The following is an 11731-nucleotide window of genomic DNA, read 5'->3' as shown; positions in this document are numbered from 1 at the left end:
CATGTTCGAGAAGTTGAAGGAAGCCTACGTCAAGGCACGCTATTCCAAGCACTACCGGATCACCGAAGAGGAACTGGCCTGGCTGGGCGAGCAGGTCGAGGAACTCGGCCGCGTGGTTCACGCCATCTGTTCGGAACGCATCGCCCAGCTGGAGGCGACGGCGCGGCAAGCGGGCTAGCGGCCGGGATTTGAAATCGGCGGCCATGTTCAGGCGCATCGAGCGAGCGGAGTGAACGATGGAACAGGCCCTTGTCGCGTCACTCGAAGCGGTGGCGGAGGTCATGGAGAACGCCCAGGATCCCTGGTGGATTATCGCGAGTGCGGCGGTCGCGTTGCATGGCGCCGATCCCGGGCCTGTCGGGGACGTCGATGTCCTTCTCAGTCTTCGCGATGCACGGCGGATAATACCCACGTTGGGACTTGCCCTGCATCAGGGCTCTCATCATGCCGAATTCCGCTCGACCATTTTTGCAACGTGGCGCGAGCCGCCACTGCCGGTCGAATTCATGGCCGGCTTCCATCACTGCCAGGGTGGTCGCTGGCGCGCCATCGTTCCAGCAACGCGCCAGCGAATCGCGTTGGGCGGCAAGACCTTGTTCGTTCCCGATCTCGCCGAGCTGGGGAATATCTTGCAGTCGTTCGGCCGCCCCAAGGACCTCGCACGGGCAGCCCGCCTCGCTGCGCTTTCTGCGTGATCCATGCCATTTGCAGTTGCACCGGCAGTCACAAGACGTGTCGCGTAACCTGTGACTGCCGGTACAGCACAAAGCTGTAGCAGATCGCGCGCGTCTGTGAATTGGTTTCCTCCGAAATGGCGATACCGGCAAGAGGCTTGCCGAGCTGTCTATGACAGCAATCCATTTAACGCCCAATCGAATGACGACGTCTCCATATGCCCGTCTTGTCCGTTGATCAGAATTGGTTCGACGCCCCTTTATAAGTCGGCGAAGAGTTACGGTACGTGATCGTGATTTGAGCGGCGAGATTCCGCCTGATGTCCGGCTGACATTCAGCCAGCCGTGCGGTCGTCAGCACTGCTATCCGCCGCCACCGTGTCGCTGCCTTATAGGATGTGCCGATGCGCAGTGGCTACTTGCTTGGCACTGCTATTCAGTCGTCCGCCGCCTGACTTACTCCGATCGCATCGACAAGCATAGCCGCCAGTGCCTCTTCCGCGCGGGCACGGGCCGCCGGATCCTTGGCGGCCAAATCGTTGCGAAGCCACTGCGGTGCGCGTTCGATGACCCCGAGAATGCGGTTCTTGGTGTTGTCGTCCATGCATGTCCCTATGGCGACGCGACTGGCGGGGGGCAACGTGTTGGCGACGGGTTGTGGAAGCGGTGTCGCCGGTTGCTCAGTCTTTGTCCTCGGTATCGGCAAACGCCCGCTTGCCGCGCCGCCGCCACAGCGCGAGTTGAGTGCCGGTCTCATCGGTGCGTAGCTTCGCTGCCGCCTCGACCAGCAGTCCGAGCATCACGGCGCGGTCATCATCGGTCAGTTCGACGATGCCGGCCTTGGCAACAAGTCCGCCCAGTTCGATCAACTGCCGCGTGCGCTCGCGCCGCTTCATCTGCGAGGCCCGCGTGTCATGCCGGGCCTGTTTCCGCGCCAGGCGATGGTGGGCGCTGGTCGTTCGGCGCTGCTGATTGCGCGTTGTCGCCAGTGCGCTGGCCAGGCGCCTGTTCGGCCCGCTCGCCAGAAAAGAACGCGGCGCCGCGTGTGCGCCATGCCTCCCTTCGTTGCGGATCGGTGATAGCGGCAATCGACAGCAGCGCGCCAGCCAGTTCCTCGATGGTGAGGTTGTCGGCGCCGGTGGCTGCGACCAGTTCGCCAAGCTGGCTCTGCTTGCGCGCCTTGAGTTGCTTCGCCTTGGCGGTAAGCGCCTTGAGGTCCTCGTCATAGTTGCGGGGCTTGCGCATGTCTTGTGTCCTGTGACGGCGGTCTGTTGCACCGCGAGGCCCTCCAGTTATCGGCCTTGACGATCAGTGCCAATTCCCTGAAACCTCATGGGATTCCGCCGTCCCGAGAATGATGAAATCTTTTGAGGGCGCGCTTATACGTCGTGCCGACGTGCGCTTTTAGGCGTATCTGGTGCGTCGCCATGGCGATCTACCACTTCTCGGCCAAAGTTGTTTCGCGCGGTGGCGGCTCGAGCGCCGTGGCCGCCGCTGCCTATCGCTCGGCCGATCGGCTCTATGATGCGCGGCTCGATCGGCACCACGATTTCTCCAACAAGACCGGCGTCGTGCACAGCGAAGTCATGCTGCCCGAAGGCGCGCCGGAAGAATGGCGCGATCGGGAGAAGCTGTGGAACGACGTCGAAGCAGTGGAAGTGCGCAAGGACGCGCAGCTCGCCCGCGAGATCGAGTTCGCCATTCCGCGTGAGATGACCCAGGCCGATGGCATCCAATTGGCGCGGGATTTTGTGCAAAGGGAGTTCGTCGATCGCGGCATGGTCGCCGATCTCAATGTGCATTGGGATGTGGGGCCTGACGGCCTCGCCAAGCCCCATGCCCACGTGATGCTGACCATGCGCGAAGTTGGATCGGATGGCTTTGGCGCCAAGGTGCGCGATTGGAACAAGACCGAGCTCTTGACCCACTGGCGCGAAGCTTGGGCGGAGCACGTCAACGGCCGGCTGGCGCAGCTCGATATCGACGCGCGGATCGATCACCGGAGTCTGGAGGCGCAGGGCATCGCTCTTGAGCCACAGAACAAGATCGGCCCGGCCGCCGCGCGCATGGCGCAGGAAGGCTTGGTGCGCGAGCGGCTGGAAGAGCATTTTGCCATCGCCCGGAGCAATGGCGAGAAGATCCTCGAAAACCCCGGCATTGCGCTCGATGCCATCACCCATCAGCAGGCCACCTTCACGAGCCGCGACCTTGCCACGTTCGTGCACCGGCACAGCGAAGGGAAGGACCAGTTCGACGCCGTGCTGGCGGCGGTGCGGGCCTCGCCGGATCTGGTGCGCTTGGGACCTGACGGACGCGGCGAAGAGCGCTTTACCTCGCGCGCCATGCTCGAGACCGAACAGCGGCTCGAGAAGGCCACGGCCAGGCTCGACGCGGAGCGCCATCATGGCGTGCCAGCGCGCCACCTGAATGCCGCGCTGGACCGCGCCGAAGCGCGCGGTTTGATACTGTCGGTCGAGCAGCGCCATGCGCTCGCGCATGTCGCCGGCGGTAGCGGTATTGCCAGCGTGATCGGCTATGCCGGGACCGGCAAGAGCGCGATGCTCGGTGTGGCCCGCGAAGCCTGGGAGAAAGCCGGCTACGACGTGCGCGGCATTGCGCTGTCCGGTATTGCCGCCGAGAACCTGGAAAACGGTTCGGGCATTGCCTCGCGCACGATTGCCAGTCTCGAGCACCAGTGGGCGCAGGGACGCGAGACCCTTGAACCCAATTCTATCCTGGTGATCGACGAAGCCGGGATGATCGGCACGCGCCAGATGGAACGTGTGGTCAGTGAAGCCGAGCGCCAAGGCGCCAAGGTCGTGCTGGTTGGCGATCCGCAGCAGCTCCAGGCGATCGAAGCCGGCGCCGCCTTCCGCAGCATGGCCGAGCGGCATGGTGCCGTCGAGATTACCGAAGTGCGGCGGCAGGCCGAGGAGTGGCAGCGCGATGCCACGCGGCAGCTCGCCACCGGCCGGACGGGCGAGGCCATCGAAGCTTATCACGCGGCCGGGCTGGTGGTCGAATCACGCACGCGCGAATCGGCGCGTGATACGCTGATCGAGCGCTGGGATGCCGATCGGCAGGCCCATCCCGATGCCAGCCGGCTTATTCTCACCCATACCAATGCAGAATGCGATGAACTGAATGCGCAGGCCCGGGATCGCCTGCGCGATCATGGCACGCTGGGTACCGATGTCGCGGTCGAGACCACCCGTGGCACGCGCTTGTTTGCCGAGCAGGACCGCATCATGTTCCTGCGCAACGAACGCGAACTGGGTGTGAAGAATGGCATGTTGGGCATCATCGAGCGGGTTGATCGCACCGGCATGGCGGTGCGGCTCGACGATGGCCGCGCCGTGGCGTTCGACCACAAGGACTATGCCGACCTCACCCACGGCTACGCCGCCACGGTGCACAAGGCGCAAGGAGCGACGCTCGACCGTGTCCATGTTCTGGCCACGCCAGGGCTGGATCGCCATGGCGCCTATGTCGCGCTGTCGCGGCATCGTGATCATGTCGAGCTGCATTACGCCAGGACAGACTTTGCCGATCGCGAGCGGCTGGCCGCGCTGCTGTCGCGCGACCGGTCCAAGGATATGGTACGCGACTATGCCGGCAAGGAGCACGAACAACGAGCACACAAAGCCGAGCCGGCGCTACAGCCCCCAGCCAGCGCAGAGCAAACCGAACGCAAGAGTCGCTTTGCCGGGCTGCGGCTCAGCGTGCCCAGCTTTGCCAGGCCGCCTGCCCAGGATCAGCAGGCACAGCGCGATCCAACCAATCCGGCCCTGGCAGCAGCGCAGCACATCCAGACCAGGCCCAGCCTTGACCAGGCAGTCGAGCGCTATGCCCGCGCCACGGCGGAGATCGACCGCATGAGCAGACAGCAGCTCCCCGCGCTCGAATACCAGAAGACCGCGCAGGCCCGCGCCGCCCAGGCGCTGGATGCGCTGCCCGGCGGCAGCGCGCGCGATCTCGATACGGCGTTCCAGCGCAATCCTAGCCTCATGGCCGAAGCCGCCACCGGCCGCACCACCACCGCCATCCGCGCCATGCGGCACGAAGCCGAGATCCGCGTGAATCCCGAACTGCGCGCCGACCGCTTCGTCGAGTCCTGGCAGCAGCTTCAGGACCAGCGCGGCCGTCTCACCGGCAGCAGCAACCGCGAAGCGCGCCGGCAGGTCGAAGGCCAGATGCGCGACATGGCCAAGGGACTGGAGAAGGACCACGAACTGGGCAATGCCCTCAGCAAGCGGGGGAACCAGCTGATCGGCAAACAGTGGTCGCGGGAATGGTCGCCGGGTGTCAGTGGCCATGACATCAGCGAAGCTGCCAGGACCAGGTCGATCGCCCAGCAACTGACCCACTCGCTCGACCGTGGGCGCGACCGGGGGTTGGGCCTGTGACCGACGCTGCCGCCCATCGCGCAAACTCCCAGGCCGACCTCGACCGCCCCGAAGTGGCGTTCGAGGCCATGACCCACAAGCTCGCCGCCCTTGTTGCGGCTGTCGAAGGCTTTGCCGCCCGGCAGCAGGAACTGCACAGCCGGGACTACACCGAGGACCTGGCCCGCATCCATGCCTGCCAGGACGATGCGGCGGCTGCGATCGAGACGCTGGCCAGCAGTCCCGCGCTTCAGCTAACGCCCGAGGCCATTGCCGGTCAGATCTATCATGCCACGGCCAGGGCCAGTGAGGTTGAACGACAGCACTTCGGCGCGGCCCGGATCGATCTGGATCGCACCGTCCTCACGATCAACGACATCGTGCAAACCATCCTGAGGATGCTTCAGCAACTGCGCTGGCTGGGTGTCGCAGCGGCCATTGGAGTGATGACGGGCTTCCTGCTGGGTTGGGCTGTTCCGGACGTCGTTGACCGGGCGGTGCCGGAAGGCTGGCATTGGCCGGAAGAGCGGGCGGGCAGCCTGCTCCAGCGCGATGGCTGGGCGGCTGGGGAGCGGATGCTCCAGGTGTCCGATCCGCAGCGGTGGCAGGCATTGCGGAAAGCCGCCAGCGTTTGGGCGAGCAACGCGAAGGCGCTGGAGGACTGCCAGCGGCGTGCGGCGAAGGCCGGAAAGGGCGCGAGCTGCTCGATCTCGGTGGGCGGGCCGCAAAAGTAGGGGCGGGTCCAGTTTCGTCTGGGATGGCGGACTGACCGGAACGGCATCTCTGGTTCTGGAATCGCCCCAAGATGCCTTTCGTTCACCCACTTAGCGCATCTGCTTTGGGAGCAGAGGGTCGGGGCGGCAAAGGCGGACATTCCGAAAGGGCAGCTTCCAATCAAGGGAGAGGGTTGGCTGCTCTTCAATTAGCTAGGTTTGAGGCTGCTCCTGCGGGCTGACCAGGACGGCATCCTCAGTGAAGGACTGGCCCGCACTGTCTTTCGTTCACCAAGTCCGGCATCGCGAAAGCGAATGAGTGTGTGAGCGATACTCCAGCACGGATCTTCAGGTCGACTAAAGGAGCCGGACTACTTTTGGTTCGTCTGGCGAGGATCGCTAAGCCGCTCATGATCGTCATGGAAAGCCTTTAGCAGCCAGTTAACGACAAGGTGGACCAGTCGGGGCGAACCGGCGTTTGGGCCAAGTCTGGCCACCTCGTCTTCGCCGCCGGTGATCGCGCCTTCCTGGAACCAATGGCTGAGCCCATCGAGAACGATCACTTGGCCTTGCGGGTTATTGGCCAGTGCCAGCCGGGCTTTCGGCGCCTCGTCCGAGGCGATCACCAGCGGATCTTTTATGCCGAAAACGGCAAGTACCGGCCCGTGGATCGCCCGTAGATCAGTAGCCGAGCGCAGATTGCCCGCCCCGCGTGCTTCTTCAGTGTCAATCATCGCCAAGGCGCCCTCGGCCTGCTGGCGGGGAAAGCCGGCCGCCTCGAACCGGTCCACCACGACGGCGCGCAGGCGCGCGACGGTGCCTGCGTCCTTGCCGTCAATCCGCGCTTGCAGCAGGGTGATCGCCGCGTCGATTGCCGGTGTTGCGACCGCCTCTGATCGGCCCGCTGCGATCATCTGGCGGATCAGTGCCCCGCGCAAATAGGGCAAACCATCGCCCACCGATCCCGCCAGCATCACCACGCCTGCGATCGTGGGATCGGCAGCGGCCACCGCCGGGGCAATCACGCCGCCTTGGCTGTGCCCAACCAAAGCAATGCGGCGGCCGTCTATATCAGGGCGGCGACGCATCGCGGCGACAGCGGCCGCGGCGTCGGCGGTCAGCCTTTCAAGATCCTCTTGGTATATGCCGCTCGATTGTCCGATGCCGCGCTTGTCATACTCCAGCGCGGCGATGCCCTGTTCTGTCAGAGCCTTGACGATTTGCGGGAAACCGCCCCGTCCGTTCGGACCATGCCCCTGGATCAGCACGACCAGCGGAAATGGCGCTTGGCCCGATTTGCTGGGCAGATGCAGGGTGCCAGCCAGCACCACGCCCGGTTCTGACGCGATGCGCACATCGGTGAGGATCTCGGCAGGGCGGAAGCCGGCAAAGGCCCGTGCGGCCGTGGCGGCGCTGGGGGCCCCGCGCAGAAATGCAACGGGGCCCAACTGCACTGCCACCTCAGCCTTGCCCAGCGGCACGGAGAGGGATTGCGGGTTTGTGCTGATGTCAGCCGGCGCAATACCGCTTATGGCCACACGCTTCCATTGGCGGGTCAGCGCCACTTCCTGCACGGCAAAGGGTGCATAGTGTGGCGCGCCCCCTTGCATGGCGATAATGAGTCGCAAAGGCCGTGCTGCGCGCGCCCATAGCTCGGCCGTAATTGGTTCTCCCGCAGCGATTCCACCCGGTAGCGGCATGGTTGCTCCGCTCGACCACGGTTCAACCGGGCGCGCGCCGGGCTGGATGACGACCACGCCTCCACCGGGCACATGCGCATCGCTGTCATGGGCATAGGCAGTGCCATAAACGGCCCAGCCCCCGACGCCGACAACAGGGGCCAGCGCGGCCTGCGCTTGTGCATCAAGGGCGGGCCTTGCGGGTGCGTCAACAGTCGAGAGCACGAGGCCCGTGAGCAGCAGGGCCACGCGTGGCCATCTCATCGCCGATGTGTTTGCCATCGCTTATCCTCTCTTGTTGGTTGCCCGCTCTGTGCGCGCGGCGCCTCTCATCTAGGCCATCCCATCTCCAAAACCCTGGGCGTGCCACAATGCCAGCGCGGACACGGCAGCACATTCTAGTGCCATCGCCGCGCAGGGCTGCGCCAACTTGGCCACACTCACCGCAGCGCAAGCCAACCCCAGCAGCAGCGTCACCATGCCCGCGGCACCCAAACGGGATAGCGCGGCAATGCGCGGCCAATCATGGTCGAGCACCCACCAAGCCAGCGGCACATGAGCAGCGGCCAGCATTATCGTTAGCGCCATCAGCAAGGGGGCCAGGCATTGCGTGCCCACGTTGAGTTGCGAGGTGAAGGTTCCTTGCCCCAGCAGAAAGCCAGCCCATCCCGCGCTGGCATCAACAAAGGGAAAGCCAGACAGCGCCGCCACGGCCAGCAGTGCGCCCATGGGCAACAGCAGCCCAAGGCAAAGCGCATAGCTAGCCAGCGCGAAACGCCCTTCGCTGTGATGGGGCAGCATGCGCCAGGCCGCCAGCAGACAGCCACTTGAGAAGCGCAGTGCTGTCCCGTCTGCCTGGGCCAGGGCGAACTCGGCGCACATCGCCTGCGCCCAAGGGCGATGACGCGTGCCGAGGCTCTGGACAGCCAGCGCAAGCACCAGTCGGGCGAGCTTTGCCCTCACGCTAAAGACGGCGCGCCGCACGGCGCATTCTCGCCCTTGGCATGTTCGTGCGCCAGGCGTAGCCCGGTAGCGGTCAAGCGATAGACGTGCCGCGGTGGGCGCCCAGGGGCTTCCGCCGCGCGCCACTCGGCCTCAACCAGGCCTTGGTCGGTCATCCGCATCAGCAAAGGGTAGATGGTCCCGGACGCCAAGCCGGTGGCCTTCATCAGTTCATATCCGTGCCACCAGTCGGGCGCCTGCGCCGCGAGTGATTGCAGCAACGTAAGCATTTGATGAGAGGGTCGGCGTGTTCGCTTCATTCCTTTTTGCAACATATGTAGACTTAAGAGTCAAGCGCCACTGTCGCGTTCAAGGTATTCAGACAGATTGAACCGAGCGCGTGGCGGGCCGAGGGTATATGGGCCGCAAAGCGGTGGGAAAAATCCTTCGTTCGGTATTTCCGCTGGAGCGGTATCAAAACCCCAGGATCCCCATTCACGTGCTAACTTTCTGGATAAATTAGCGGCGGGTTTTGACGGGCCTATTGATGGGGAGGGTCGTCAGTAATTGCGGCGGGCATCGCCAAGCCGATTGCGATAATCCACAAATGGCCACTAACTGGTTTTCGGCCGCCCTGCATCACGGTGTCGAACTCGCGCGAACCTGTCGCATGATAGGCTATATTTGTCATTCTAACGAATGCGCGCCAAAGTGGTTGCTGCTATGGGTAGAGCCTTCCACAAACGGAGGATCACCCGTGCCAGCCACCTTCCGCCATTTCGCCATCAACGCCGACGATGTTCAGCGTGCTCGACAATTTTACGAAGGGGTGTTCGGATGGAGTTTCAGCCCATGGGGACCGCCCGATTACTACCAGATCAGAAATGCCGGTAGCGGCCTGCTTGGTGCATTGCAGGAACGGCGCGATATCACCGCAGGACGCCCGGCGACGAGCTTCGAACCGAGTTTCGGCGTCGAGGATTTGAAGGCGACCATAACCGCCATCGAAGCAGGCGGTGGCAGGATATTGATGCAGCCCTACCGGATCGAAGGCGTCGGCGAACTCATTTATTTCGAGGACACTGAGGGCAACCTTGTCGGCGCGATGCAATATGATGCCGGAGTCTTCGATTGACCAGCGATGGTTTCGACGTCCGGTCGCTGGCAGCGACCTTTCGTACCGGCGCGCTGGTCGGCGTGCATCGACACCGTTGGGGCCAGCTCATCTTCGCCAGTTCCGGGTTGATGCACGTCACCACCGACGACATGCTGTGGATGGTGCCCCCGACACGGGCGGTCTGGCTACCCGCCGGCTTTCAGCATGGCATCGCAATCAGCGGTGAGGTGGCGATGCGCACGCTTTACATCGCGAACAGTCGCGCTGCGCACCTCCCTTCTGTGCCGGCGGTGCTCGAAGTGACGCCGCTGCTGCGCGAACTCATCCTCCACATTATCACGATCGGCATGCTAGCCTTTGAGCGTCCGGAGCATGACCGGATCGCGGGACTGCTCATCGACCTGCTGCTCAAGGCGAGACCGCAGGACCTCAACCTGCCAATGCCCAGGGATGCCCGCGCGCGTCGGCTGGCGGAACATGTGCGGAATATGCCTGCTGACGGGCGGGACATGAGTGAGCTTGCCGAAATGACGGGAGCCAGCCTACGCACACTGCAACGATTGTTCCCGCGCGAGACCGGGCTGACCATCGAGGCGTGGCGACAAAAAGCGCGTCTGTTGCATGCAATCGCCCGCATGTCGTCCGGCGCCAACGTCACCGAAGCAGCAATGGATTGCGGATACCAGAGCGTCGCCGCTTTCAGCACGGCTTTTACCAGGCAATTCAGGGTGACGCCTGGCCGATATCCCGTCCGCTGACCAGACGGCCGGCGGACGGCCAACAGGCCCTGCAACGTCCCCTTTTGAGGCGGCAATCGTCGACCCATGGAACCCGGCTGCCGGCGGAAGCGCTGACGTTCGCTCCCCCGCTTCCGTCGCTGATCACATGGTAGCGCGTGACAATGGGACCGGTCGTCCGTTGCTAATTTTCGCCGTGTGAACCTATGGCCGGTTCCGACGGCTCTGCCGGCGACTCTGAACGACCGGAATTAGGGCGGATCGCGCCGCGATGCGCAGATGGGCGGCCCGCGCCCACTTTCAGACCTTCGGCATAGGTCGTAGGGTTGGGTGATGAGTGACGACACCAGCCTACGAATTATCCAGATTGCCCTGCACTGGGCTTGGGACCCTATCGGAGTGCGGGGTATCGAAGAGGCTGCGGACGAGTACGACATGTACGCGTCTCGAGTGCTGAAAATGCTTAAAGCTGATGCACCGGTCGAGCAGATTGCCGACTATCTGACGAGCGTCGTTCGGGATCGAATGGAGCTTCCGGTGCGGACTGACCGGGATGAGGACGTGTCATCCATGCTGCGGCAGATGTTCGCCGTCACCCGATAAGCGGAATGGCAGCTAGCCACCAGCCTAGGACCGATCGACATTCAGGATTCCCAAAAGACGTAAGTGCTGATTCATAGGGTTCCGCGATTTCAGCGGAGACTACGGATGGGTGTGAAGCGATATGAGTTGAGCGAGGCGCAATGGATAAAGGTTGCGCCCTTGCTGCCTGGCAAGTTGGGCGATCCAGGCCGGACTGGCTCGGATAACCGATTGTTTGTGAATGGCTGTCTGTGGGTTCTGCGATCGGGTGCGCATTGGCGTGATCTGCCGGAACGCTATGGCAGATGGAAAACGGTGCATCGTCGCTTCAGTCGCTGGTGCCATGCCGGTGTGTGGGAAAGGGTTTTCGAGGCCCTGACCGTGGACCGAGATAACAAATATCTGATGCTCGACAGCACCATCGTCCGTGCGCACCAGCAGGCAGCGAGCGGAAAAGGGGGGCGAAAGATCAGGCGCTGGGGCGTTCCCGAGGTGGATTGACCACCAAGATCCACATGCTTACCGACGCGCTTGGCCGACCGCTACGCTTCATCGTCACTGCCGGCCAGGTAGGCGATGTCACGCAGGCGCACGCCCTGCTCGAAGGACAGGCGGGCGATGCCGTGCTGGCCGACAAAGCCTATGACAGCAATGCCTTGCGCACTATCATCGCCGGGATCGGCGCCGAAGCCGTCATCCCTTCAAACCGCACCCGCAAGATCGCAATCCCGCATGACGCTATCGTCTACAAGCAGCGCAACCGCATCGAACGATGCTTCAACCGCCTCAAACACTTCCGTCGGTTCGCCACCCGCTACGAGCGACGCACAATCCACTTCACCGGCTTCGCGTTCCTCGCCGCCGCAATGATCTGGCTACGCTGAATGTCGATCGGTCCTAGG

The 11731-nt window shown here is 63.6% G+C and carries 13 protein-coding genes and 1 pseudogene; 8 read left to right on the top strand and 6 right to left on the bottom strand.

Annotated features, from left to right (window positions below; all coding sequences use genetic code 11):
• Positions 1-178: pseudogene (locus tag IP65_RS21160) on the top strand (nucleotidyltransferase); the annotation flags it as partial.
• A 58-nt stretch (positions 179-236) separates the two neighbouring features.
• Complete coding sequence (locus tag IP65_RS20395) at positions 237-695, top strand: hypothetical protein (RefSeq protein ID WP_054132876.1); 459 nt, start codon at positions 237-239, stop codon at positions 693-695.
• A gap of 415 nt (positions 696-1110) precedes the next feature.
• Here IP65_RS20395 and IP65_RS21845 read toward each other — a convergent pair whose 3' ends face one another.
• The 3 genes from IP65_RS21845 to IP65_RS20385 form a co-directional block, all read right to left on the bottom strand.
• Positions 1111-1278, bottom strand: coding sequence for a DUF6771 family protein (locus tag IP65_RS21845; RefSeq protein WP_197279313.1), 168 nt, complete (start codon positions 1276-1278; stop codon positions 1111-1113).
• Positions 1279-1354: 76 nt separating this feature from the next.
• Positions 1355-1570 (bottom strand): conjugal transfer protein TraD, encoded by a 216-nt coding sequence (locus tag IP65_RS20390; protein ID WP_054132875.1) that lies wholly within the window; start codon positions 1568-1570, stop codon positions 1355-1357.
• A 16-nt stretch (positions 1571-1586) separates the two neighbouring features.
• A complete protein-coding gene (locus IP65_RS20385) occupies positions 1587-1919 on the bottom strand; it encodes a conjugal transfer protein TraD (RefSeq protein ID WP_054132874.1) in 333 nt (110 codons plus the stop codon).
• 182 nt (positions 1920-2101) lie between these two features.
• Between IP65_RS20385 and traA the strand changes: the two genes are divergently transcribed.
• Together traA and IP65_RS20375 are read left to right on the top strand one after the other, a co-directional pair.
• Complete coding sequence (gene traA, locus IP65_RS20380) at positions 2102-5080, top strand: Ti-type conjugative transfer relaxase TraA (protein ID WP_054132873.1); 2979 nt, start codon at positions 2102-2104, stop codon at positions 5078-5080.
• Positions 5077-5793 (top strand): DUF6118 family protein, encoded by a 717-nt coding sequence (locus IP65_RS20375; RefSeq protein WP_054132872.1) that lies wholly within the window; start codon positions 5077-5079, stop codon positions 5791-5793. The genes traA and IP65_RS20375 overlap by 4 nt, the downstream gene beginning before the upstream one ends.
• Before the next feature lie 350 nt (positions 5794-6143).
• Here IP65_RS20375 and IP65_RS20370 read toward each other — a convergent pair whose 3' ends face one another.
• The 3 genes from IP65_RS20370 to IP65_RS22145 all read right to left on the bottom strand — a co-directional run bounded on the left by IP65_RS20370 (position 6144) and on the right by IP65_RS22145 (position 8683).
• Positions 6144-7700, bottom strand: a complete 1557-nt coding sequence (locus IP65_RS20370) for an alpha/beta fold hydrolase (RefSeq protein WP_197279312.1) — start codon at positions 7698-7700, stop codon at positions 6144-6146.
• 84 nt (positions 7701-7784) lie between these two features.
• On the bottom strand, positions 7785-8390 hold the full coding sequence (locus IP65_RS20365; protein WP_028658364.1) for a hypothetical protein: 606 nt from the start codon (positions 8388-8390) through the stop codon (positions 7785-7787).
• A 20-nt stretch (positions 8391-8410) separates the two neighbouring features.
• A complete protein-coding gene (locus IP65_RS22145) occupies positions 8411-8683 on the bottom strand; it encodes a PadR family transcriptional regulator (RefSeq protein ID WP_028658365.1) in 273 nt (90 codons plus the stop codon).
• Between the two features lie 467 nt (positions 8684-9150).
• Between IP65_RS22145 and IP65_RS20355 the strand changes: the two genes are divergently transcribed.
• The 4 genes from IP65_RS20355 to IP65_RS21155 all read left to right on the top strand — a co-directional run bounded on the left by IP65_RS20355 (position 9151) and on the right by IP65_RS21155 (position 11713).
• A complete protein-coding gene (locus IP65_RS20355; protein ID WP_022678200.1) occupies positions 9151-9528 on the top strand; it encodes a VOC family protein in 378 nt (125 codons plus the stop codon).
• Positions 9525-10268, top strand: coding sequence for a helix-turn-helix domain-containing protein (locus tag IP65_RS20350; protein WP_022678201.1), 744 nt, complete (start codon positions 9525-9527; stop codon positions 10266-10268). Before IP65_RS20355 ends, IP65_RS20350 begins: the two co-directional genes overlap by 4 nt.
• Positions 10269-10580: 312 nt before the next feature.
• Positions 10581-10850: a hypothetical protein gene (locus IP65_RS20345; protein ID WP_054132870.1), complete on the top strand. Its 270-nt coding sequence runs from the start codon at positions 10581-10583 to the stop codon at positions 10848-10850.
• 105 nt (positions 10851-10955) lie between these two features.
• Positions 10956-11713 (top strand): IS5 family transposase gene (locus IP65_RS21155; RefSeq protein ID WP_171795210.1). Its coding sequence is split into 2 segments (ribosomal slippage): positions 10956-11280 and positions 11280-11713, totalling 759 coding nucleotides; the frame shifts between segments, so codons are not numbered across the junction.
• Positions 11714-11731 lie beyond the last annotated feature (18 nt).

This window comes from Novosphingobium sp. AAP1, from assembly GCF_001295765.1.
Lineage (GTDB): Bacteria > Pseudomonadota > Alphaproteobacteria > Sphingomonadales > Sphingomonadaceae > Novosphingobium > Novosphingobium capsulatum.
Note: the sequence above shows the minus strand (reverse complement) of the source record. Positions and strands in the feature narration are given on the sequence as shown.